The sequence below is a fragment of the Pseudoalteromonas sp. S1610 genome (assembly GCF_005887465.1).
Classification (GTDB): domain Bacteria; phylum Pseudomonadota; class Gammaproteobacteria; order Enterobacterales; family Alteromonadaceae; genus Pseudoalteromonas; species Pseudoalteromonas undina.
This window is the reverse complement of sequence record NZ_PNDI01000013.1, coordinates 47481-71437: the sequence shown is the minus strand read 5'-3', so window position 1 is coordinate 71437 and position 23957 is coordinate 47481. Positions and strand designations below refer to the sequence as shown.

The 23957-nt window shown below is 39.6% G+C and carries 24 protein-coding genes; 13 read left to right on the top strand and 11 right to left on the bottom strand.

The features are described 5' to 3' along the window. The 5 genes from CWB77_RS07550 to CWB77_RS07530 are packed head-to-tail and all read left to right on the top strand — an operon-like array spanning nucleotide 1 to nucleotide 4987. Entirely contained in the window at nucleotides 1-1962 is a 1962-nt protein-coding gene (locus tag CWB77_RS07550; protein ID WP_138570492.1) for a heme lyase CcmF/NrfE family subunit, read from the top strand. After that, nucleotides 1959-2531 (top strand): DsbE family thiol:disulfide interchange protein, encoded by a 573-nt coding sequence (locus tag CWB77_RS07545; RefSeq protein ID WP_036933069.1) that lies wholly within the window; start codon nucleotides 1959-1961, stop codon nucleotides 2529-2531. Before CWB77_RS07550 ends, CWB77_RS07545 begins: the two co-directional genes overlap by 4 nt. Continuing rightward, nucleotides 2528-2989, top strand: a complete 462-nt coding sequence (locus CWB77_RS07540) for a cytochrome c-type biogenesis protein (RefSeq protein WP_055013033.1) — start codon at nucleotides 2528-2530, stop codon at nucleotides 2987-2989. The genes CWB77_RS07545 and CWB77_RS07540 overlap by 4 nt, the downstream gene beginning before the upstream one ends. Further along, nucleotides 2990-4246 carry a c-type cytochrome biogenesis protein CcmI gene (gene ccmI / locus CWB77_RS07535; protein ID WP_010387952.1) on the top strand — a complete coding sequence of 419 codons (1257 nt, stop codon included), beginning with the start codon at nucleotides 2990-2992 and terminating at the stop codon, nucleotides 4244-4246. 9 nt (nucleotides 4247-4255) lie between these two features. Further along, nucleotides 4256-4987: an MlaA family lipoprotein gene (locus tag CWB77_RS07530; protein ID WP_054201699.1), complete on the top strand. Its 732-nt coding sequence runs from the start codon at nucleotides 4256-4258 to the stop codon at nucleotides 4985-4987. 56 nt (nucleotides 4988-5043) lie between these two features. Here CWB77_RS07530 and CWB77_RS07525 read toward each other — a convergent pair whose 3' ends face one another. Beyond that, entirely contained in the window at nucleotides 5044-6267 is a 1224-nt protein-coding gene (locus CWB77_RS07525) for an EAL and HDOD domain-containing protein (RefSeq protein WP_010387954.1), read from the bottom strand. 345 nt (nucleotides 6268-6612) lie between these two features. On the opposite strand from CWB77_RS07525, the gene putP reads away from it, so the two are divergent. Then, nucleotides 6613-8124: a sodium/proline symporter PutP gene (gene putP / locus CWB77_RS07520; RefSeq protein WP_054201697.1), complete on the top strand. Its 1512-nt coding sequence runs from the start codon at nucleotides 6613-6615 to the stop codon at nucleotides 8122-8124. A gap of 215 nt (nucleotides 8125-8339) precedes the next feature. On the opposite strand, the gene CWB77_RS07515 is transcribed toward putP, so the two are convergent. After that, on the bottom strand, nucleotides 8340-8639 hold the full coding sequence (locus tag CWB77_RS07515; protein ID WP_010387955.1) for a YebG family protein: 300 nt from the start codon (nucleotides 8637-8639) through the stop codon (nucleotides 8340-8342). A gap of 296 nt (nucleotides 8640-8935) precedes the next feature. On the opposite strand from CWB77_RS07515, the gene CWB77_RS07510 reads away from it, so the two are divergent. Continuing rightward, entirely contained in the window at nucleotides 8936-9229 is a 294-nt protein-coding gene (locus CWB77_RS07510) for a ComEA family DNA-binding protein (RefSeq protein ID WP_055013029.1), read from the top strand. Nucleotides 9230-9241: 12 nt separating this feature from the next. On the opposite strand, the gene CWB77_RS07505 is transcribed toward CWB77_RS07510, so the two are convergent. Continuing rightward, nucleotides 9242-9544 (bottom strand): DUF6170 family protein, encoded by a 303-nt coding sequence (locus CWB77_RS07505; RefSeq protein ID WP_010387958.1) that lies wholly within the window; start codon nucleotides 9542-9544, stop codon nucleotides 9242-9244. Nucleotide 9545: 1 nt separating this feature from the next. Continuing rightward, nucleotides 9546-10064, bottom strand: a complete 519-nt coding sequence (gene dsbB / locus CWB77_RS07500) for a disulfide bond formation protein DsbB (protein ID WP_010387961.1) — start codon at nucleotides 10062-10064, stop codon at nucleotides 9546-9548. 389 nt (nucleotides 10065-10453) lie between these two features. Between dsbB and fadR the strand changes: the two genes are divergently transcribed. Then, complete coding sequence (fadR, locus tag CWB77_RS07495; protein ID WP_008109093.1) at nucleotides 10454-11167, top strand: fatty acid metabolism transcriptional regulator FadR; 714 nt, start codon at nucleotides 10454-10456, stop codon at nucleotides 11165-11167. A gap of 233 nt (nucleotides 11168-11400) precedes the next feature. Beyond that, complete coding sequence (locus CWB77_RS07490) at nucleotides 11401-12006, top strand: peroxiredoxin (protein ID WP_008109095.1); 606 nt, start codon at nucleotides 11401-11403, stop codon at nucleotides 12004-12006. 63 nt (nucleotides 12007-12069) lie between these two features. On the opposite strand, the gene CWB77_RS07485 is transcribed toward CWB77_RS07490, so the two are convergent. Next, nucleotides 12070-14664 carry a TonB-dependent receptor gene (locus CWB77_RS07485; protein WP_010387964.1) on the bottom strand — a complete coding sequence of 865 codons (2595 nt, stop codon included), beginning with the start codon at nucleotides 14662-14664 and terminating at the stop codon, nucleotides 12070-12072. 292 nt (nucleotides 14665-14956) lie between these two features. Further along, nucleotides 14957-15436, bottom strand: a complete 480-nt coding sequence (gene smpB, locus CWB77_RS07480; protein WP_008109102.1) for an SsrA-binding protein SmpB — start codon at nucleotides 15434-15436, stop codon at nucleotides 14957-14959. Nucleotides 15437-15584: 148 nt separating this feature from the next. On the opposite strand from smpB, the gene CWB77_RS07475 reads away from it, so the two are divergent. Continuing rightward, the gene (locus CWB77_RS07475; protein WP_054201695.1) at nucleotides 15585-16025 is read left to right on the top strand and encodes a type II toxin-antitoxin system RatA family toxin; all 441 of its coding nucleotides are present in this window, start codon (nucleotides 15585-15587) and stop codon (nucleotides 16023-16025) included. Further along, a complete protein-coding gene (locus tag CWB77_RS07470; protein ID WP_010387968.1) occupies nucleotides 16022-16345 on the top strand; it encodes an RnfH family protein in 324 nt (107 codons plus the stop codon). The genes CWB77_RS07475 and CWB77_RS07470 overlap by 4 nt, the downstream gene beginning before the upstream one ends. Before the next feature lie 56 nt (nucleotides 16346-16401). Here the strand turns inward: CWB77_RS07470 and CWB77_RS07465 are convergent, their stop codons facing one another. Beyond that, the gene (locus CWB77_RS07465; RefSeq protein WP_010387969.1) at nucleotides 16402-16761 is read right to left on the bottom strand and encodes an outer membrane protein assembly factor BamE; all 360 of its coding nucleotides are present in this window, start codon (nucleotides 16759-16761) and stop codon (nucleotides 16402-16404) included. Nucleotides 16762-16867: 106 nt separating this feature from the next. On the opposite strand from CWB77_RS07465, the gene CWB77_RS07460 reads away from it, so the two are divergent. After that, the gene (locus CWB77_RS07460) at nucleotides 16868-17209 is read left to right on the top strand and encodes a GIY-YIG nuclease family protein (RefSeq protein ID WP_138622142.1); all 342 of its coding nucleotides are present in this window, start codon (nucleotides 16868-16870) and stop codon (nucleotides 17207-17209) included. Here the strand turns inward: CWB77_RS07460 and CWB77_RS07455 are convergent. The 4 genes from CWB77_RS07455 to ilvC form a co-directional block, all read right to left on the bottom strand. Further along, nucleotides 17155-17928, bottom strand: a complete 774-nt coding sequence (locus CWB77_RS07455) for a M28 family peptidase (RefSeq protein ID WP_249931429.1) — start codon at nucleotides 17926-17928, stop codon at nucleotides 17155-17157. The genes CWB77_RS07460 and CWB77_RS07455 overlap by 55 nt on opposite strands. Nucleotides 17929-18067: 139 nt before the next feature. Beyond that, complete coding sequence (locus tag CWB77_RS07450) at nucleotides 18068-19258, bottom strand: tetratricopeptide repeat protein (RefSeq protein ID WP_138622138.1); 1191 nt, start codon at nucleotides 19256-19258, stop codon at nucleotides 18068-18070. A gap of 77 nt (nucleotides 19259-19335) precedes the next feature. Continuing rightward, the gene (locus tag CWB77_RS07445; protein WP_138622136.1) at nucleotides 19336-21255 is read right to left on the bottom strand and encodes a methyl-accepting chemotaxis protein; all 1920 of its coding nucleotides are present in this window, start codon (nucleotides 21253-21255) and stop codon (nucleotides 19336-19338) included. A gap of 155 nt (nucleotides 21256-21410) precedes the next feature. Beyond that, nucleotides 21411-22883: a ketol-acid reductoisomerase gene (ilvC, locus tag CWB77_RS07440; protein WP_010387978.1), complete on the bottom strand. Its 1473-nt coding sequence runs from the start codon at nucleotides 22881-22883 to the stop codon at nucleotides 21411-21413. A 137-nt stretch (nucleotides 22884-23020) separates the two neighbouring features. Between ilvC and ilvY the strand changes: the two genes are divergently transcribed. Continuing rightward, nucleotides 23021-23926, top strand: a complete 906-nt coding sequence (ilvY, locus tag CWB77_RS07435; protein ID WP_075169662.1) for an HTH-type transcriptional activator IlvY — start codon at nucleotides 23021-23023, stop codon at nucleotides 23924-23926. Nucleotides 23927-23957 lie beyond the last annotated feature (31 nt).

Here is a 23957-nt window from a genome sequence, read left to right as displayed (position 1 = left end):
ATGATCCCTGAACTTGGTTATTTTTCTTTAACATTGGCCATGGTGCTCAGTGTGCTGTTGTGTATTTTTCCACTTTGGGGAGCACACACAGGAAACCTTCGTTTGATGCGTGCGGCGCCATCATTAGCGATTGGTCAATTTGCATTTGTTGCGTTGTCGTTCGCTGCACTTATCTATGCCAGCTTAACCGACGACTTTACCGTATCTTACGTTGCTTATCATTCAAGTAGCACTTTGCCTTGGTATTATAAAATCACCTCTACGTGGGGCGGACATGAAGGTGCTATTTTACTGTGGTTATTAATGCAAGCAGGGTGGACAGCCGTTGTCGCTATGCGTTCTAAGTCACTACCTTGGATACTTCGTGCTCGCGTTTTGGGTGTGCTTGGCTTTTTAGGTGTCGGCTTTATGATGTACACCTTACTGCTCTCAAGTCCGTTTGAGCGTTTATTGCCCTATTTTCCTGTTGAAGGGCGAGATTTAAACCCATTATTACAAGACCCAGGGATGATCATTCATCCACCATTACTTTACATGGGTTATGTAGGTCTTTCTGTGGCTTTTTCTTTTGCTATTGCCGCGCTGTTAACTGGTAAACTCGATAATACCTGGGCTAAGTGGTCACGCCCATGGACAATGACAGCATGGGGCTTCTTAACATTAGGTATTACTATAGGCAGTTGGTGGGCTTATGCAGAGCTTGGCTGGGGTGGCTGGTGGTTCTGGGATCCAGTTGAAAACGCATCACTTATGCCATGGTTAGTGGCAACTGCTTTATTACACTCTTTAAGTGTGACTGAAAAGCGCGGTGTATTTAAATCATGGACCGTATTATTAGCAATTGCTGCTTTTTCATTAAGCTTACTGGGGACTTTTATTGTTCGCTCAGGGATTATTGTCTCGGTGCACGCCTTTGCAACCGATCCGGATCGAGGGCTGTTTATCCTTGCCTTCTTAGCTATTGTTGTTGGCGGCGGCCTAGCGCTTTACGGCTTGCGTGTTTCACAGGTTAAAAGTGAGGGGCGTTATAAGTTTGTCTCTCGTGAAGTGGCACTTTGGCTAAATAATATTTTCCTAGTGGTTGCTACCTTAATTGTACTATTGGGTACTTTATTACCTATGGTGCACAAAGAAATGGGCTTAGGCAGTATTTCTATTGGCGAACCTTTCTTTAATAAAATGTTTGCCATTCTACTGGTGCCATTTGCGATTTTAATGGGCATAGGGCCATTTTTGCGCTGGAAGCAAAATAAATGGGCGTTTTTACAAAACAAAATATTTGTTGGCGCACTAGCCAGTGTCGTTATTACCTGTGCGTGGCTGTTTAGCAGTTATGAAGTAGTTACGCCGCTCACTCTATTAGCAACTACGTTAGGTGTATGGATATTTATTGCTACCTTTATCGACCTTTACACCAAGGCTGCTGTTCATGGCTCACTTAAGCTCGGCATCAAACGCTTAGGTTTAAGTTATTGGGCTATGGTGCTTGGCCATGTTGGTTTGGCCTTTGTTATTGCCGGTATTACGCTTACTTCGGCGTATTCAGTTGAGCGTGATGTATCAATGAAGCCTGGTGATAGCGTACAGCTAAATCAGTATCAATACCGTTTTGAAGGCGTGAAGACAATTCGTGGTGCAAACTATAGCGGTCATGCGGGTGTGGTAACAGTACTAAAAGAAGACACAACAATTGCGCGTCTTTATGCAGAAAAACGCCGATACGACATTGGTATGCAGTTTATGACTGAAGCCGCAATAGATGCTGGGTTTACTCGCGATTTATACCTCGCCCTTGGAGAGCAATTAAGTGAAGGGGCATGGTCATTACGTATTTATCACAAGCCGTTTGTGCGTTGGATGTGGATCGGTGGTGTTTTGATTTCACTTGCTGGGTTTGTGATTTTATTTGATAAGCGTTATCGCGCTTCACCTCGCAAAGATGAATTAGAGGGGGCGTTATGAATCGCAAATTGATGGCAATAGTCCCTTTATTAATTTTTATCTTTATTTGTGTGTTTTTATACCAAGGGTTGTTTGCTAACCCTCGGGAAATACAAACAGGGCGCATTGGTCAAACCGTACCAACATTTAACTTGCCTGATTTAATGCAAGATAATAAACGTTGGACTGATGAGCAGTTAAAAGGTGACGTGTATTTATTAAACGTGTGGGGCACATGGTGCCCAACGTGTTTAGCTGAGCTTGATTATTTAACTAAGCTTCGCGAACAAGGCATTAAAATTATTGGCTTGTATTATGTTCAAAGTTACGATGCCGATTTTGATGGCCCGTTTGATATGCAAGCACTGCGTGACGATGTGAGTAATATGCTTGCGCGCGCCGGTGATCCGTATCAGTTTAATATTTTAGATTTAGAGCGCTCTTTGGCGTTAGACTTGGGTGTGTCTGGAGCACCAGAAACATTTTTAGTTGATAAAAATGGCACTATTTTGTTACACCACACCGGTGATATAAACCCTCGAGTTTGGCGCGCTAAGTTTGCGCCTCTTATGCAGGAGCTGCAGCCATGAGATTGTTTTTATTAACCCTTAGCTTATTTATTAGTTTAGCAGCGTTTGCTCAGCAAGATCGTTATCAGTTTGATAGCAATGAACAAGCGATTCGTTTTGAAGAGCTAACGAAAGAATTACGCTGCCCTAAATGTCAAAATCAAAACATTGCTGATTCAGATGCCGTAGTTGCAAAAGACTTGCGTGAGCGTGTATTGGCGTTAGTAAAAGATGGTAAAAGCAAAGATGAAGTCATTGACTATATGATTGACCGCTATGGCTACTTTGTTCATTACGATCCACCAGTAACGCCGGCTACGTTAATTCTGTGGGTGTTACCAGTACTCATTGTAATAATAGGCTTTGGTTTTATTGTTATTCGCCAACGTAAAGCGTCGGTAAAACAAACATGGAGTGACGCTGATGAAGTGATGCTCAATAAGTTGATTAAACAAAATAAACGTCAGGAGCAAAGTTAAATGATTTTAATGTGGGCGTCTTTTGCTTTACTCACACTCATTGCATTGCTGTTTATTATTGTGCCTTTTTTAAAAAAAGAGCGCGTAGTAACTATTACTCACAACGCTAATGCACAGCTTATCAGCATTTATGAGCAGCGTTTAGTTGAACTGCAGGCTGATTTAGACAATCAACGTATAGACTCGCAAAACCATAACGAGGCTATTATTGAGCTGAAACGTCGTTTGCTTAATGAATTATCGCCAGAAAAGTCACTAAACAGTCGTGGTGATAACCGTATATTTGCTTTAACAGGGGCAGCGTTTTTAATTGCATTAGCAGGTATATTTTATGCGATGACAGGCAGCCAACAACAAATTTCGGCGTGGCATGATGCAATGGACAACTTAGCCGATTATGGTCAACGTGCCGTAATGCAAAAAGGTGAGCCGTTATCTAAAAATGAACTTCAAGCGTTTGCATTGGCACTGCGTACAAAGTTAAGTCAAAGCGGTGATGATGAAGTAGCTTGGATGCTGTTAGGGCGTGTCGCTATTATGCTTAATGAGTTTGACATGGCAAAACAGTCATTTGATAAAGCATTGTCAATGAACCCTGATAATATGCAAGCCTTGGTGAGTTACTCGCAGGTATTACTACTTGAGGGCAGTGATGAGAATATGACTCGCGCAGCGGGTATGCTTTCTAAAGTGCTACAAGCGCAGCCAAATAATCTCGATGCGATTTCGCTACTTGCGCTGATTGCCTTTGAGAGAAAAGATTGGGTACAGGCAAAAGCTGCATTTGAGGTACTTCTTGCCAGTATGGACGAGTCAGATACGCGTTATGCTATGATTTCTGAGCGGATTAGTGAAATCGATGGTCAAATAGCTCAGAAAAGCGAGCTGAATAATCACGAGCTGCAAGTTGTTCAAGGAATTCAGGTCACGGTTAAGGTTGACGAGCAACTCGAAGATAAACAGCCCAGTAACGGTATTTTGTTTGTGTTTGCTAAAGCTTCTGAAGGTTCACCAATGCCTTTAGCCGTTGTTAAACTGACTGACTATAGCTTTCCAATCACCGTTGAGCTGAGCGACGAGAACGCCATGATGGCAGGGCTAAATTTATCCAGTGCTAATGAAATTGTTATTTCTGCGCGTATTTCTAATGATGATTCAGTGATGCCAAGTACTGGTGAGCTTGAAGGCCACTCTGAAGTACTGCTTCGTAAAGATGTGCGACAAGTGCAACTGAACATTGATACATTAATACCTTAAGGATTTGAGATGTTAAAACAAGGCTTACTTTTATTATGTTTACTCACCTTATCGGGCTGTGCTCAAGTGCCCGAGAGTAAATATGATGAGCGCGATCCCTTACAAAGTGTAAATAGACCCATTTATGACTTTAATATGGACGTACTCGATACCTATATTTTAAGGCCAGCAGCAGTGGGTTATATCACTGTTACACCGCAGCCTGTTCGTCGTAGTATTGTGCACTTTACCGATAATATTACTGCACCCGTTGATATTATAAATGCCGGCCTGCAAGGAAAACCAAGTAGTGCTGGAATTAATTTTGCACGTTTTTTAGTGAATTCAACGGTGGGTGTATTTGGCATATTTGATGTAGCCAGCTCACTTGGGCTTGAAGTAACTAGCGAGGACTTTGGCCAAACGCTAGGTGTGTGGGGTGTGGGTGATGGTGCTTATTTAATGATCCCAGCAATGGGGCCATCTACCGCGCGCAACTTAACTGGTGATGTAGTTGATAATGTTGTACTGCCTGAAATAGCACTGACTACACCACAAACTATTTTAGTGTTTGCACTAAAAGCAGTTGAAGCGCGTGCGTCATTAATGGCTCAAGAAGGGTTATTAAATGATTCGTTAGACCCCTACTTGTTTATTAAAGACATTTATTTTCAGCGTCAATTATACGAGCTATTTGATGGTAACCCGCCAATAAAAGAAGAGCCTGAAGATTTTGATGAGGATTTCTTAGAAAGCCTTTAATAAAGATAAAAACGCCAGCAGATGCTGGCGTTTTGTTTATGGGTATTAAAGATATTTTAGCTATCAATCATCACTCGCATTTGCTCGCTAACCCAGTTGAGTGCTTCGTGATATGCATCAGGCACTTCATCGCCTAAGTTTAATTGCTGGGCTTTATCGTTCGCAGCTTGCCAATCACCATGCTCATACAGAGTGACTAAGTTTAAGTATTCAGCAAGTAGTCCTTCATTTTTTAACAGCGCTGTTTTTATCTCATTAGACAAAGGTAATTTAAGCATTACGCTGTCCATTTCTTCATCTAATATCGCATCCATAAGCGACATCATGCCGGTTAAGAACGCCATACCTGTATCTTTAAGTTTGCCATGTGAAATAGCTAACAACTCACAAAAACGCGCCCGTGTTAACGACAGTCTAATAAGTTCCAATGGCTTATCTGCAGATACTTGTGCTGCAAACAATAAAGAGAGCAGTTTTTTTATTTCAGCAGCCCCTAGTACAATTAGTGCTTGTTTTATAGTGTTTATTTCAGAGCGGCGGGTAAATGCCGCTGAGTTGGAATAGCGCAAGAGCTTGTAAGATAAGTTAACATCACGCTCAAATACATCGGTGATCTTCTTAAGATCCATTTCTACACTGGATGTTTCATAAAGCAGTTCAGCCAGTGCCATGCCAGATGGCGGTAAGGCTTTACTTTGCACCATCTCGGGTTTTGAAAAGAAAAAGCCTTGAAAGTACTCAAAGCCCAACTCAAAAGCTTGGTTGTAAAGCTCGTAAGTTTCAACTTTTTCTGCGAGTAACTTGATATGTGGGTAAGGTTTTAAGTCTTCAATGATCGTTTTAACGGTTTCCATATCGCACGTTAAAAAGTCAACTTTAATGATATCAATAAACGGATAAAAGTGACGCCATACCGGTTGATGCGCATAGTCATCTAGGGCGAGTGTGTACCCTTTCTCTTTTAGGTCTTTAACTATTGCTAGCAGACGTTTTCCTGGCTGAACGGTCTCTAGTATTTCAATCACAACCCCGTTTTTGTTTAATAGCGTGGGGTAGCCTTTTAATAAGGTGTCTAAAGTAAAGTTAATATAAGCGGGTTTATTATCGGTTAAATCTTCAAGACCAAAATTAAACTGGCTGCCTTCAATTAGGCGAGACGTTGCTTCGTCGCCGTCAATGTTCGGAAATACATTATCTACTCCATCACGAAATAAAAGCTCGTAGCCAATTAGTTCCTTATTGCGATCTAAAATAGGTTGGCGAGCAGCGTAAAAATACATATAAGATTCCGAAACAGTAGAAATTGATTAACATTGTAATAATATATTGGAAAACATTCAAAATAGCATCGGTAAAATGAATTATTATTAATAAAATATCATGACTTAGGTGATTTTTATTAATCTAAACTCATTGTTTTTTATTCTATTTGTTTTAAAAGCGAGCGAATAGATGGTTTTTTATCTACTTAAATTAGCGGGTTGGAGTTATTAGCAATTACCGTGTTATAGTTGGGTAGAAAGCTTTTATTCCAATACTGTCTTAATTATAAGATTTCAAGAGTCATTATTTGGATTACAAGCCTGTTATTACTTTTTTAAGTGGAGGCGAATTTGGAAACAGGAATGATTATTTCACTGGCATTGTACTTTATTGTAATGCTAGGAATAGGACTATACGCATATAAGCAATCTACCAGTGATATTTCAGGGTATATGCTAGGTGGTCGTAATTTAGCCCCCAGTGTAGCTGCCTTATCGGCTGGTGCATCAGATATGAGTGGTTGGTTATTAATGGGCTTACCCGGCGCAATGTATTTATTTGGGTTGAGTAAGGTTTGGATTGCAATTGGTTTAGTATTAGGTGCGTGGGCAAACTACTTTTTAGTCGCCCCAAGACTGCGTGTCTATACTGAAAAAGCCAATGACTCCATTACTATCCCCGATTTCTTTGCAAACCGTTTTGATGACAACAAAAATATCCTACGTGTTATCTCTGCAATAGTAATTATAGTTTTCTTTACCTTATACACTTCATCGGGTGTTGTTGCCGGTGGTAAGTTATTTGAAAACTCATTTCAAATGAGTTACGAAATGGGCCTATACATCACCACTGGTGTGGTAGTGGTATATACCTTATTTGGTGGGTTTTTAGCGGTTAGCCTTACAGACTTTGTGCAAGGCTGTATTATGTTTGTGTCGTTGTTAGCAGTGCCAATTGCCACTTATATGATGCTTGACCAACCATTTATGGATACCTTAGCAAATGCAAATTATCAGCAGTTACTAAGCTCGCCTAAAGCAAGCGAAATTCATTCTTTAAGTATGCTTGACTGGTTTGCTGGTGGTTCCACTATTGCTATTATTTCTGCAATGGCATGGGGTTTAGGTTACTTTGGTCAGCCGCATATTATTGTTCGTTTCATGTCTATTCGTTCAGTAAAAGAAATGCCAACCATGCGTCGTATTGGTATGTCTTGGATGACGTTATCTGCTATTGGTGCGGTATTTACTGGCCTATTTGGTGCTGCATTCATGATTGAAAATCAAATGCCGATTGCCGATAAAGAAACAATTTTCTTAGTATTGGCTGAATTAATTTTCCACCCGTTAATTGCAGGTTTCCTACTGGCGGCTATTTTAGCTGCGATTATGAGTACTATCTCATCGCAATTGTTGGTGTGTTCAAGTTCTTTAACAGAGGACTTTTATAAGATTTACTTAAATCGTAATGCTTCGCAAACTGAGCTGGTATTAGTAGGCCGTATTAGCGTGATACTGGTTGCGTTATTTGCAATTTACTTAGCGTATGACCGCAATAGTTCAATACTAGATTTAGTAAGTAATGCATGGGCAGGTTTTGGTGCTGCATTTGGTCCATTGGTATTGTTTAGTCTTTACTGGAAGCGTATGAACCTAAAAGGGGCTATTAGCGGTATGGTTGTTGGTGCTCTAACTGTGCTTGTATGGATTTATGCGCCTATTACTATTAATGGTGATAGCTTGAGCAGCGTGATATATGAAATCGTCCCTGGCTTTATTTTAGCAAGTATTGCTATTGTAGTAGGAAGCCTTGTAACTGCTGAGCCGAAAAAGGAAATTACTGATCTGTTTGATGAAGTTGAATCGTCATTGTAATTGATTAGCTAACGTAAAGTTTTGGTTTTAAAAAAATGCCAACCAGTTTAACTGGTTGGCATTTTTTATTGACTGACTTTTAACAATAGCAAATTGTGATGACTTACTCGCTTCTCGTTATCATTACTTAAAGACATAAAAAAACTGAATACGAATCACGAATTCAGTTTCATAAATTAGTAGTCGGCTTATAAGCTGCATTACTGTTTTTTAGATTAGCTCGCTGCTTTATCTTTTATATCAGCAACGTTATCTGACTTTGTTTTTTTAGCTTTTGCAGGTACTTCTTTAGTCCCCTTAAGTACCGCCATAAAGTCGTCTTTACTTTTCGCAATCTCAAGTGCAAGCGACTCAACTTGTTGTTCACTTAGAGGCACATCTACTTTTTCAAGCATTAGTTCTAGTGACTCGGCGATATCGAGCATTTTGTCATAGGCATCAGCTTCTTTTTTAGTAGTAAACGTCATGCGCTCGACTCCGTTTCGTTCTACAACATATTTAACAACAACAGCCATGATTTCTCCTGCTTACTTACGTGGCAATATGATTATTTTAAATCATTAGATTACTGTTTTTATGTACAGTACAAGCTTGCGCGTTATTTTGCAAGCTTTAGCCTTAGTTTATCTGCAGCTTAATTGACAATAAAGGCCAACTCTACTTTATTTATTAAGTCACTTTATAACGCGTTGCAGTAAAGGAGTCGCAAGGAGTGATTGTTACCGTTAGTACTTAGTAACCACAACTTACTTAAAAGTGCTGGGTGTAAATAATCAACGAATGTTCATGTAGGAACACAAAAGGAAATAGTATGAAATTAATTAAAATAATCTCGTTAGCAGCTGCTTTATGTTTATTACCTATGGGTACCACCTTTGCGCAAAGCGATATGCTATCAGAGCAGATGCAATCAGCCATGGTTAATATTAATACTGCTGATTTAAAACAGTTAATTAAGTTACCAGGTGTCGGTAAGAAAAAGGCACAGGCAATTATCGACTATAGAGAAGCTAATGGTGATTTCGCATCACTTGAAGATCTAGCCAAAGTAAAAGGGGTGGGTAAAAAAATGCTAGCCAAACTTGATGGTAAGGTGACGTTTTAACTAAAAAGGGCGCTATGCGCCCTGATCAAACTGTTTTAAGGCAGCACCAAGGTGCTTTTTAGCAAAGTTAATATCTACTGGTGCTGTTAATAGCGGATAGCTCAACCCAGCTACAATCAAAAAGGGCACCAGTAACCAACCTTCGAAAAGAGTAAATATTAAAAAGAATGGGCTTAATAGCATCAGCTTTAGTATGCGTATAAAGACTCTGTCACTGGGTGATAGCATGCTTAAAGAGATAGCTATAACAGTTTGTCGTTGACGAACTTTTAAATGTTTAAGCTCATCAACTTGGCTTGAAAAAAAAGTAAACATATTAAAGTGACTTTTTAGTAATTAATCGACTGGCCACTAATATAAACAGTGTGGCGGTAAAGAGTACAAAAATAATTTCCATCCATGCTGGCATACTTAGGCTGGCAAATTGCCAATCTATATTTCCGCAATCACCTGTCGCTTCAAAAAATTGTGGTATCCAGTGATGTAACGGCATAAATTCTGGAAAATTTGGCTCAAATTCACAGCTAAATGCAAATGGGTCTGTGGTTGTTTGCATTTCAATATGCTCACGAGCTATTAGTAGCCCCCATACACTTGAAATCCCCCATGTTGTATAGGCAACAATACGTACTGCGAGATTGTTTGGTTTACTAGCTCCAATAATACCCGCAAAAAGTAGACCTAATACTGCGGTGCGTTGGTAAATACACATAATACATGGCGCTAACCCCATGTTGTATTGAAAGAAAAGTGCAGTAACTTCAAGTAGAAAAACAATCCCACTGAATAATAACCAAGGTGTACGCTGAGTACTTAGATTAGCAAGCCAGTTCATAACAAATCCGTATTTAAATAAGGGCTTAGATTATGACTTAGGATAAACAGCGGGGCAAGTAAAAGGAAAAAACGAGGGCTATGAAAGCTTGTCGTCCCTCAAAGTTAGAGATCCTGTGCTGCATGACTTCCCCTAATAGACCTACTCAGAGCCATCAAGTTAATCTGATTCATGAATAGGAAAGATCTATAGAATAATAGTTAAAGTGTCTCGTATGAATAATAGGTGGGCATTCATATTGTGTTTAATTTCTACCAGTAAAGTTACCCTTTTAATCACATACCTAGGTAATTTAACTTACTTTACTTGTTAGTTGTGACTTGTCTGGTACAATCAGTCAGTTAATCGTATGTAGCGATGTAATGTGAATTAATTCGAGTAGGAATTGAATGAGAATTTTTAAAGCGAAAAGCCCAGCAGGATTTGCTGAGGAATACATAGTAGAGTCAATCTGGAATGGTGATTTCCCTCCAGGTTCAATTCTGCCAGCTGAGCGTGAACTCTCAGAGTTAATTGGTGTTACTAGAACCACATTGCGTGAAGTATTACAACGATTAGCCAGAGACGGTTGGTTAACAATCCAACATGGTAAACCCACTCGCGTAAATAATTTTTGGGAAACGTCAGGACTAAATATCCTTGAAACACTGGCACGTTTAGACGAAGATAAAATGCCAGAGCTAACAGATCAGTTACTTTCAGCTCGCACTAACATCAGCGCAATTTACACTCGTGCAGCAATAAAGCTTGCACCAGAGCGTGTTATTGAAATTTTATCGCAAAGTGATGAACTAGAAGACAGCGCACAAGCATTTGCTGATTATGACTATAAAGTGCACCATGAGTTAGCTGTTGCTGGTAACAACCGCATATATGTGCTGATCCTTAATGGTTTTAAAGGCTTTTATTCTAAGATTGGTTGTCATTACTTTTCAGATCCTCGTACCCGTGAGCTTGCACGTCAATTCTATAAAGATTTAACTAAGCTTGCTGAGAATAAAGAGCACGATGGTGCGATATTCATGATGCGCAAGTATGGTCATCAAACCGGTGAAATATGGCAACATATTCGCGGTGATATGCCTAGCGACATTATGGATTAGTAAAAAAGCCTGCTTTAAGCAGGCTTTTTTATGAACAATAATTCGTGCATTTATCAAGCGTTCGCTATTTTAGAACGGCGCTATCTATAAATACGATTGTTAATTTATTTTTGATAGCCATAGAATAATGATTAATTAGATATGGTGCTATTGTAATTTAAGAATTAGTGCCCATATTACTATCAGTATTGCGTAAGCAATTGACAATAAACTCAAAATATTTGGAGAATAAAATGGGTGTATTAGTAGGCCGCCAGGCACCAGACTTTACCGCTGCAGCTGTTCTAGGTAACGGTGAGATTGTAGATAGCTATAACCTTCACGAAAAAATCAAAGGTAAAAAAGCAGTAATCTTTTTCTACCCACTAGATTTCACTTTTGTATGTCCTTCTGAGCTTATTGCTTTTGATAAGCGTTATGCAGAATTCCAAAAACGTGGTGTAGAAGTAATTGGTGTTTCAATCGATTCACAGTTCTCACACAACGCATGGCGTAACACGGCTGTAGCAGACGGCGGTATTGGTAAAGTTCAATACGCACTAGTTGCAGACGTTAAGCACGAAATCTGTAAAGCATACGACGTTGAGCACCCAGAAGCCGGCGTTGCATTTCGTGGTTCTTTCTTAATCGACGAAGAAGGTAACGTACGTCACCAAGTAGTGAACGATTTACCACTTGGTCGTAACATCGACGAAATGATCCGTATGGTTGATGCACTAGCATTCCACAGCGAGCACGGCGAAGTATGTCCTGCTGGTTGGACTGAAGGTAAAAAAGGAATGGACGCAAGCCCTGAAGGCGTAGCTAAATTCTTATCTGAAAACGAAGGCGAGCTATAATTTAGCCCTTTAGTTTAAGATAAAAAAAACCGCCATATTGGCGGTTTTTTTATTGCTTTTTAATTAAAACGAAAAGCTCACTTTAGTATAAATGTAACGACCTCGAGGGTTATGTACACCCGATGCGTAACCATACAGATCTGAATCACCATCACCAATTGCAAATGGTGGCTCTTCATCAAATAAGTTATTAACACCTAACGATACTTTAGCTGACTCAGTAATACGATATGAGGTTTGTAAATCAACCAATACTTGAGAATCAACAGTACGTGATGTATTACTATCGAAGTCTAAGTTGCCATCGAAATCGATATCTGGCGTATCTTCAAACTCACCCACATAACTAATGTTCATGTTCGTGTTGAATTGGCCAATTTCCCAGTTTGTTGAGAAAATCCAACGGTGCTCTGGGTAACCATATTCACCGGTGTAATCGCGGCCGTCTTTTTCAAATTTATCTTGGTAAGCCCACTCTAAATTGAATTTCAGTAAGCCTAAATCATCCAGTGAATGGTTGTAGTTTGCTGAAATATCTACGCCAGAAACTTCTTGTGATGAAACGTTTTCAAAAGTACTGAAAATCTTTTGAATAGTTCCTAGGCTGTCTGTACCTGATGGTGGTAAGCGAACACATACTGTACTATTTTGGTTATTACACTCTGAGTTGTAAATTGGACCAAACTCTTGCTCATCAATCTTATTATCTTGGGTGATACTCCACACATCAACACTTAAACCAAAGTCAGTTGTGGGTGCCCAAATAAACCCGACATTCCAAGATTCAGACTCTTCAGCTTCTAAATCTGGGTTACCGGCAAATTCAATGTTGTAATCTAGCGCATCACAATCTTTACCTGTTGCATCACAGCGGTAGTTATCAATAAAAAACTGACTCTCCTGAGATGGCCCTAAACCTACTTGTGCCAGTGAAGGTGCTCTAAAGCCTTGCGCCCAAGAACCACGAACTGTGATTTCATCAGTAGGTGCCCAGCGTAAAGCGACTTTAGGATTTGTGGTGGTACCAAAGTCACTGTAATCATCGTAACGACCTGCAAGTTGTAGTTCTAAGTTCTCAGCAAGTGGAATTGAAAACTCTACATAGGCAGCGTATTGGTCACGCTCTGCGGCAGCTGAAACTGACTCGGTACCAAAGATTAATCCACGTTGAAATTGATCATCTGGCGTATCAGTTACGTCTTCTTCGCGGTATTCAATACCGGCTGCCATCATGACAACATCATCACCAAAGTTAAATGCTTCACCTGAGATGTTAGCATCGAACGACGTCATATGAGACTCACCTTGGCGAACCAAGCTTGTAGTAATCCTGTCAATTACAGCCGGATCATTGTAAGTGCCGCCAAATGGGTTGTAGTTGCCAGCGTCAATTTCTTGTTGTAAGAAGTCGGTGCGAACCCAACCTTGTGAGCGATCGCCTGTTTGTAATGACTTGCTACGACCTTTTTGTACCGCTGTTTCCCAACTCCAGTCGTTAATTTCACCTTTTAAACCAGCAACAAAACGTAATGTATCTGATTCGATATCCCATTGACGCGCACCTGCATCCACTGTTCTGTAACGACCAATTTCAATATCTTGACCGAACGGGTTATTTGGATGATTCCCTGGTACAGTTAAACCTGCATCTTCATCGAGTGGCGTTGGTGCACCCGCTGCAACTGAGCTGTTATGCTGTACAGCCATTTCTAAAAAGCCGGTGATGCCATTGTCAAAACGGTATTCAAATTGTGAGATTGCGCCCACACGTTCTGATGCAGGGGCAATATAGCCGAATGGACCATAGTCAAATAAACAACTACCGCTTGATGTTGCGTTTTCTGCAGGACATGCAGGGTCGATTGTTTTAACGCCATCAACATAGAAGTAGCCAGGGAAACCACGTGAAGAACGGAAATCTTCACCGCCATATGGAGACTGATTAGCGGTACCTAAGCGGCCCATTTCATCTGATGATAAAGAAGTGTTTTTAAAGTAATCAATAATAACGGATGCACTACTTTTTGCACTTGTTGTACCCCAAACAATGCTAGCCGTGGTTTCTTCATAGTTAGGACCATCTGTGCCGCCGTAACCTAAATTAACTTCAATACCGTCGATGTCTTTTTTCAAGATAACGTTTACAACACCTGCTACAGCATCAGAGCCATAGATTGCTGATGCGCCATCTTTTAAAATATCAATACGTTCGATTGCTGAAACAGGAATACTGTTTATATCAACAAATGAGTTGGTGATCCCTTCTGCAAATGCGCTTATAGCAACACGACGACCATTAATAAGTACCAAGGTAGCATCAGCCCCTAAACCACGAAGACTGACGGCAGCTGAACCATTAGCGGTCGAGTCTTGGTTATTACCACGGGTTGAAAAGGTACCATTACCTGCAACAGGCATTCTTTCAAGCAGCTGTTGTAGGTTGTCATAACCCATGTTTTCGATGTCTTCTTTATTAATGGATTGTACTGGTGATGGGCCTTCTATATCGGAACGTTTGATACGAGAGCCTGTTACTTGAATACGTTCTACTTTTTCTGCAGTTTGCTGTGCAGCATAAGTTGTTGTACTAAAACCTGCTGACAATGCGATAGTAGCACCGATGATTAAGCTCGGTGTAAATGCAATTGATTGCTTCATCCTTAAGTCCTTGTTGATATGTTATAATTTACTTGTTTTTACAAGTCGAATTATTAATACCATGTAACTTAAGTGTTATCAATTAGCCGCAAAGATGATTTTGTTATCGGCACGAATATGTACTGATTTTCTCAATTATGAAAAACGATGGGATACTCGCTATCTGGTGCGGGATGGGGGTCTTCTCATTATTTAAAAATAAATCACCGAGCGACTTTAATTTGTAATAATTTGTATTTTGCTAAAAATTTAATTAAAAAAAAACGCCTAACATGATGTTAGACGTTTTTATTTAAACTTTATGTTTCATTAAACGTTCTTTTTCACGGGACCAATCTTTATTTTTGCCGTCTTCACGTTTGTCATGCATTTTCTTACCTTTAGCTAAATGGAATTCAAGCTTCACCCAGCATTTTTTCCAATACATAGCGGTGGCAACTAATGAATAACCATCACGTTCAGTTGCACCAACTAAGCGGTCAAGCTCACGCCTGCTTAGTAGTAATTTACGGTAACGTAGCGGGTCACAAATAACATGGGTCGATGCGCTATTTAAAGGCTGAATGGTACTGCCTAATAAAAATGCTTCACCGTTTTTAAGATGAATATAAGTTTCAGAGATATTTACTTTACCTGCTCGGATACTTTTTACTTCCCAGCCTTGGAGTTCAACACCTGCTTCAAACTTGTCGTGTAAAAAATACTCGTGTCGCGCTTTTTTATTTAGCGCGATGGTATTACTTGTCGATTTTGATGAATTTTTCTTAGCCATAGTGCCCTATAATATACGTTATACAAGATGTTTTACATCGATTTTTTTAAATTATACATGCAAAAGCGAAGGATTAATTTAAGCGCGATGAAAGTTTGGGGAAACGCACAAAGCTTGCTAAAATTCCTGCACACAGTTGGGAGTGAGTATGCCACAAATAGAAAAAAGCGCGCTGGTTATGTACAGCACTAAAGAGATGTTTGATCTAGTCAATGATGTAGAAGCCTATTCACAGTTTTTACCTAATTGTTCAGACTCAAAAATTATTAAGCAGCATGATAATAACATGACCGCTAGTTTAGAAATATCTAAAGCCGGCATAAAAAAATGGTTTACCACTGAAAATACGCTAATTGATGAGCAAACAGTGATGCTTCGCTTGGTCGATGGTCCTTTTAAAACCCTACAGGGTCGCTGGCACTTTCAGCAATTAGATACACATGCGTGTAAGGTTAATTTACAGCTAGAGTTTGAATTTTCAAGTAAGCTAATAGAGCTAGCGTTTGGTAAAATTTTTAATGATGTGGCAAAAAACATGGTGAGTGCGTTTACTCAACGTGCAAAAACAGTGTATGGAGAACGTGCATGATCAATATTGAAGTTGTGTTCGCGTTACCCACTAAGGCAACCACATTAAATATAGAAGTGCTGCAAGGCACAACGGCTGAGCAAGCGGTAATACAATCAGGGATTATTAAAAAATGCCCTGAGATTGATGCAACCGATTTAACTTTAGGCGTATGGAACAGAACGGTGAAGCTAAATCATGAGCTTAAAGATGGCGACAGAATTGAAATTTACCGCCCATTAATTGCCGACCCTAAAGATGCTCGCAGAAAACGTGCTGAAAAAGCCAAAGAAGAGGGCCGCGCTAATAAAGTCACTGGTGGCCGGCCGTTAGAACGTTAGATACAAAAAAGGTGAGCTATTATGCTCACCTTTTTTAATTAAACCTTAAGAGCTTCTTATTGCTCTAAAGGCGTTGTAAAGTTTTCTGGCTGCTCATAGTCGCCCGATACAGTAACTAGCTTTTCATTTTCAAAGTTTAGTACTAATGATTTAAACTGTTCATTAGCACGTCCTTTATTGAAGCTGTATACATAACGCCAAGTATTTTTATCGAAGGCGTCCTCGGCAATGGGTCTACCTAATACGTAAATTACTTGTTCGCGAGTCATATTAACGCGAAGCTTATCAACGTCTGATTGTTCTAAAAAGTTACCTTGAGGGATGTTGATTCTGTATACCCAGCTAGAACAACCTGCGGCTGAACTAAGCGTTAAAGCGACGATAAGCCAAAGAGAAAAAGTTTTTAACGACTGCATTGTTAGTTGTGATCCTTATTTTTTATAATCTGCATGATACCGATTAGTCACTCAAGGTAAAACCCTTTTGAGTAATTGTTTTTGTTTAGCGCGTTAAGGCGAGGTTTTGACCATTAATAATCAAAAAAGTTTAAACAATGAGTTGTGCAAAATTAAAAATAAACCGCCAACTTGGTCACTTTATATTGTGCAAACACGGTTTGGTCATTGGTATACCGGTATTACTGTTGATGTTGCTCGACGTATCGCTACTCATCAAGCAGGTAAAGGAGCAAAAAACCTCAAAGGTAAAGGGCCGCTTATGCTGATTCATCAACAACAAGTAGGTACTAAAAGCGAAGCAAGCAAATTAGAATATGCGATTAAAAAACTTCCACGAGCAAAAAAAGAGGCTTATGTTGCTGCTTTTAAAGAGGGAGTTAATACCGCGGAGTTTGTCAAAAGCTGATTAATAAATTCCTCAATTAGCAATACGGCTTCTTGATAGAGGGGAGCGTTAATATTTTCGAGCGTATCTTTGGCACTATGGTGGTAGTTATCTGCCTCCATAGAAAAGTAGACATACGGAATTTTTTGTTTAGCGAATGAGTAATGGTCGCTGGCTCTGCGCCAATCTATTTGTTTCGTGTTGGTGAGTCGGCTCATTTTTCGTGATGAATAAATAGGCTTTAATTTGATCTTGTCCCCGTTAATCTGAGTAAATAACGGATTAAGCTGGGCTTTTAAAGATCGACTTGTTAGCGCGTATAACCGCTTATGTGACTTTTTAATAGCCAACATATCTAAGTTAATATTTAAAACAATTGGGAGCTGGCGCATTGTTTTGGCAAAGTGCTCACTGCCGTGTAAACCATTTTCTTCAGCGTCTGTTGCAACAAACATAAAACGATATGAAGAAGAATCCGTTAGCACATTCGATAAATAAAGTAATGCAGCAACACCCGAGGCATTATCGTTAGCACCTGGGTGTAATTTTCCTGCTTTTAGACCTAGATGATCATAATGCGCAGTAATAACAATTACAGGTAAATCTTTTACAGTATTAGTGGCAATAATATTAACGCCTTGTGCGCTAGAGAACAGCCCTGAGGAATAAGTAAAAGGTTGTTCACTTACTGTAAGTTGATGCTCTTTGAAGCGTGTTTTTAAATACTCCCTTGTGAGCAAGGCTGCATGGCTATTCGTTTTTCTACCAGCTAACTCCGAGCTGGTTAATATAGTTAAATCAGCTAATAATTGCGGCTCAATCTGTTTACAAAGGCCGCTCCAACTTATAAAAACTATGATACAGGTTAAGCTAAATAATTTAATGATGATTCGCCTTAGCGGTGAGTGACTTTAATGCGATAAGCTTATTGTCATAGCGCTGTTTTTCATGATCAAAGTCTGCTTTTTTTCTAGCTTTACGCAAATGAAACTCCGCTCTAGTTATATTATTTAATTCAAAATAACTGCGCGCTAGCCCAAAGTGGCTTTCATGAAGTGTCGGTGACATAGCGTTTGCTTTTTTATAATGGCTAATTGCATTTGCGTAATCACCATTTACATAGTCACTGTTACCAAGCGATATATGATAGTAAGGGTTTTCTTGGCGCTTTTTGTCAAGCTTTGCCAATAGCTTTTCGCCTTCGGCTACTCTATCTGTAAGTTTATATAATAATGCTAAATTACCTTGCGCAGTATTATCATTGGCGTTTAAGGCAATAGCATAGCTGTACATTTGCTCCGCTTGCTTTAAATCATCTAATTGTTTAAAGAGTACCCCTAAATTGCCCCAGCTAGCACTAAATGAAGCATCGGTATTAATTGCGGCTTTGAAATAGCTATACGCTAAATCATAGTGTTTATTTACCAGTGCCTCACCGCCTTTATTATTATAAAACATGGCGGTCACTCGTTTTTTTGACAGCGATGAGGTTGCAAAACGGGCTTGTCGGCTATTGGGGTCAAAATCAATAATTAAGCGCTTATTACGCTGATAAACAAGTGAGCTGTCTTTGAGCTTAGTTTTATTGTCTATGGCAAGGTTGATGTGCCCAGTGAGTAAATTAAATCCTTGATTTAACGCCCAGTACTCAGGAACATGTACTTTTTGAAAGCGGGCTTTAAGGCCTAAATGTTCGGCTAAGCTATACGCTAAAATAGAGAGGGAAAGACAATTAGCATTTAAATTTTGATAGCTTTGAGACGCCGTTTGTGTGCTAGTAGATTGGTAAGATAGTGAGTTATTACCATTTGTGAGTAAAAAACTAAGTAGACTATAGGCAATTTTATCAGCCGATTTATTTTTTTGTACATAAGCACTTAATTGCTGTTTGAGACTCTGGTCGAGTTGAAATATTTGCTGCTCAGACTCGATAGGCTGCTGTTGAAGTTGCATTGGGGGAGTAATAATAGGGATTGGCACGCTTAAATTGGCGTTATTTGTAGCGCTACACGCACTTAAACTCAGCAAGCAGACAGCCAGTAAATAATGTTTACCTTGAACAGCACTCATACACACCTCTGTACAAAAAACACACTTAAGTATAGTGGTTATTTTGTACAGAGGTTATTTAAAACGTAACAAACTATTTAACGCTGCTGATTAAACGTGGCAACTAGCGCATCAAGTGTTTGTGCGCTGGTGGCTAAGTCACGAATTGCTTGTTCGGTATTTATTTGTTCACTCATTGATTTATCACTGATCTCACTAATTTGCTCAATACTTCCACCCACATCGTTCACTACACTGCTTTGTTGTTCGGTGGCTGTGGCAATTAGAGTTGCCATATCGTTAATTTCATTCGCTGTTTCAGTAATAGTATTAAGTAACTCAACCGAGTTTTGCATTGCGCTAACGCTTTGTTGGGCTTTATTTTTTGATTGGCTAATATCATTTACAACATCATCTGAAATTTGAGTGAGCTCTTCAATCATTGATTGAATTTCAGTGGTTGATTGCGACGTACGATTTGCCAGTGCTCTTACTTCGTCAGCAACGACGGCAAAACCTCGACCATGTTCACCTGCACGTGCAGATTCAATGGCTGCATTGAGAGCCAGTAAGTTGGTTTGCTCTGAAATCCCTCTAATTGAATCTACAATACTGGCAATGTCTATGGTTTTTTTAGAAAGCAGTGCAACTTGCTCGGTAATACCATCGATGTCGCTGGCAAGGGCTGAGATTGTCGTCTGGCTTTGTAATACTTGTTGATGGCTTTGTTTGGTATTATCGCGACTATCGTTAGTTAACTTAGCTGCATTTGCTGCACTTTGTGCTATTTCTTGCACTGTAGCGCCCATTTCATTGATCGCTGCAGCAACTGAAATAGTTTGCTCTTTTTGTTTATCCAGCGCTAAGGAGTTTTGTTTTGCTTGCGCAAAGACATGATCAGAACTTTGACGAATACCATGGCTTTCATCAGCGACTTGCACAATGGCGGTTTCTATTTTCTCAATAAACTGGTTGAACCCTGACGTTAAATTATTGAGTTCAGGTTGAGGTGATGCTGGTAGACGATACGCTAAATTAGCATCACCGCGGCCTAAACGAGAAAACAACTCCGCCATTTTTGATAACGGTGAGGCTAAAGAGCGAGCTAACAAGTAACTTATCACGCTTGCGATAAGTGCTGTAATGATAGTAAATGTGAATATTTGCCACTCGAGGGTGTTTACACTTGCGAATACCTCGCTTTTTGGTACTTGAGCCAACACAAATAAGTCGGTGTTTTTAATTGGTGTGGCAGCAATCAGCGTGGCTTGTCCGTTAATATTTACTTCTTCTAGTGCAAAACCATTTTCATCAAGTAATTTGTTATGAATATTAGCACTGTAAATACTATCTATATTAACCTTAGCGACTTTAGCTGCATCTTTGTGTAGCTGAATTAAGCCACTTTTATCGGCAATAAATACAAATCCTGACTGCTCAATTTTAAATTGCTGTAGTAGCTTTTGCATATCAGTAATGCTTTTTGCTAAGCCCGCCAAGCCGAATCCATTAGGCTGTTGGTGATTAACAAACATTTTTACATCGTTTGCCGACTCTTGATAAATACTGATTGAATAAGGTTGTTTTGATTGGGTAAAAGCAAAAAACCAACCATCTGCAGCATCATTTTTCAACACCCGTAAAAAGCCATCTTGATTCCAATATTGCGCGGTATTTTTATTTGCCCACGAAGCAGTTGCAAGATCATATTGCTCAACTAAACGATTAAGTTCTTTGAGTAATAACGCATCGTTGGTGTTGCCAGAGTTTGCCCAATCTAAAATAAAGGTATTGGCAGAAAGCTGCTGTGCTGCGCCTAAAAGTTCATTGATCTCCCCACCAATATGATTACTGATTGTTTGCAGCTTGCTTGGCAGTTCTGATTCGATCATGCGTTGCTCAATAATATTCTTTGAGTTATGTAAAGACGTCAAACCAATTAATACAGCAACACAAATAGCAATAATGCTTCCAAGTGCTGTAATTTTTTGAGTAATAGAGAGATTTTGTATCGTCATGGTAGTGCTTATATATTTACAACTGAGGCAATGAGGCGATTATTCTAGCACATTATTTATTTTCGGCTATTGATGATTAATTTACATTAAAAAAGCCCACAGCAAAATGCAAGTGGGCTTGGTTTCTAACAAGTGAAAGTTCTAGGGTTATAGGGTTAAACTATTTTTTTCATTGCTGACATATAGCCACGTAATTTAGCACCAACTTTCTCAACAGGATGTTCACGCAGTGCGGTATTTATTTGAATCAAGGTTTGATTATCTACTTGATTACTCTGCTCATTTAAGCCTTTGCCAATAACATCAGTATCAATATCTTGCATAAATTCTTGTAGTAGCGGTAAACATGCATGGTTGTATAAGTAGCAACCATACTCTGCAGTATCTGAAATAGTACGATTCATTTCAAACAGCTTTTTACGTGCAATGGTGTTAGCAATTAACGGCGTTTCATGCAATGACTCATAATAGGCAGATTCTGCAATAATACCGGCTGCAGTCATGGTTTCAAACGCCAGCTCTACGCCTGCTTTAACCATGGCTACCATTAAAATGCCGTTATCAAAAAACTCTTGCTCAGTAATTTCTACATCACCCGCTGGGGTTTTCTCAAAATGAGTTTCCGCGGTTTCAGCACGCCATTTTAGTAGGTTAGCGTCATCATTTGCCCAATCTTCCATCATGACTCGTGAAAATGTGCCATCGATAATGTCATCTTGATGTTTGTTATACAGTGGGCGCATGATTACTTTTAATTGCTCGCTTAATTCAAACGCTTTTACTTTGGCTGGGTTTGATAGGCGGTCAAGCATATTAGTAACACCGCCATACTTAAGTGCTTCTGTGATCACTTCCCAGCCATATTGAATTAGCTTTGAGGCATAACCGGCATCAAGGCCTTTATCAATCATTTTATCAAAACATAAAATAGAGCCAGTTTGTAGCATGCCACATAAAATGGTTTGCTCACCCATCAAGTCAGACTTAACCTCGGCGATAAACGATGATTTAAGTACTCCCGCTCGATGACCACCCGTACCTGCGGCATAGGCTTTTGCTTGTGCCAAACCATGACCCTGAGGATCATTCTCGGGGTGAACCGCAATGAGTGTTGGTACACCAAAGCCGCGCTTATACTCTTCACGTACTTCTGAACCAGGGCATTTTGGTGCAACCATAATAACGGTAATGTCTTCACGAACTTGCATGCCCTCTTCAACAATATTAAAGCCATGTGAATAGGCAAGGGTTGAGCCATGTTTCATTAATGGCATGATGGCATTAACAACCGCAGTGTGTTGTTTATCAGGCGTTAAGTTAAGTACTACATCGGCTGTTGGGATTAATTCTTCATATGTACCCACTTTAAAACCATTTTCCGATGCATTTAAGAATGACTGACGACGCTCAGCAATTGCTGAATCACGTAGTGTATAGGCTACATCTAAACCAGAATCACGTAAATTTAAACCTTGATTTAAGCCCTGTGCGCCACAGCCTACAATTACCAATTTTTTACCTTTAAGTGCAGCAACACCGTCGTTAAATTCGTCTGCGCCCATAAATTCACATTGTGCCAATTGCGCTAATTGTTCGCGTAAAGGTAAGCTATTAAAATAATTTGCCATGATAAGTTTCCCATTAATTCAGTTTGTTAGATGCAATGCTTTTGCTTTGCTTGGGATAACCATATGAAAATTCTCTTCTTGCGTAAAATGATATATTTGAATTAAAGTGTTTCATAATATGAAATACCGGTGTTGTTATGGATCATAAGCATTTAAATTACTTTTTGGCGTTGGCAAAAACGCTTCATTTCTCTCGTGCCAGTGAGTTATGCCACATAAGTGCGCCTACTTTAAGTCGCAATATTAAGCAGTTAGAAGATGAAGTAGGGGTGATGTTGTTCCAGCGAGATAATCGCAGTGTCAAGCTTACTCGCGAAGGCGTTGCATTTAAGGAGTATGCTAGTGCAACGCTTAGTAATTGGCAGCGTTTTAAGGCCAATTTAAACGAACCGCAACAACATATTTATGGCAATGTGAGTCTTTATTGCTCCGTTACCGCATCTTATAGTTTTTTGCATCATATTTTGGAGCAGCTCAGGGCCCAGCATCAGCATATTGAAATCACCTTAAATACGGGCGACCCTGCTCTGGCAATAAATCGTGTATTAGACGGTCACGAATCCATGGCTATTGCAGCTAGGCCCAGTAAATTACCTGCACAAATTGCATTTGTAGATATTGGTTACTCGCCACTGGTATTAATTGCGCCCACTATTCAATGTCCGATCACAGAAAAACTAATCAATAACAGCGAGACTATTGATTGGTCTGAGCTTGAATTTATTGTTGCTGAACAAGGGTTTTCACGACAAAGGTTAGAGCAGTGGTGGCGAAAAAATAACGTTCAAGGAAAAATCTATGCACAAGTCGCTGGGCATGAGGCTATGGTATCTATGGTGAGTTTGGGCTTAGGCGTGGCCATGATCCCAAAAATTGTTCTCGATAATAGCCCTTTAAACGATAAAGTTCAGATTTTGGATAGCAAAGATGAGCCCCCACAAGGTTTTAAAATTGGCCTAGCGGTATTACATAAAGAATTAAATGATCCTGCTATTAGTGCACTGTGGAATATTGCACAAAATATGGGAGAAAACATAATATAGGCTTGTTGGATGATAAAAAAGTGTTAATATA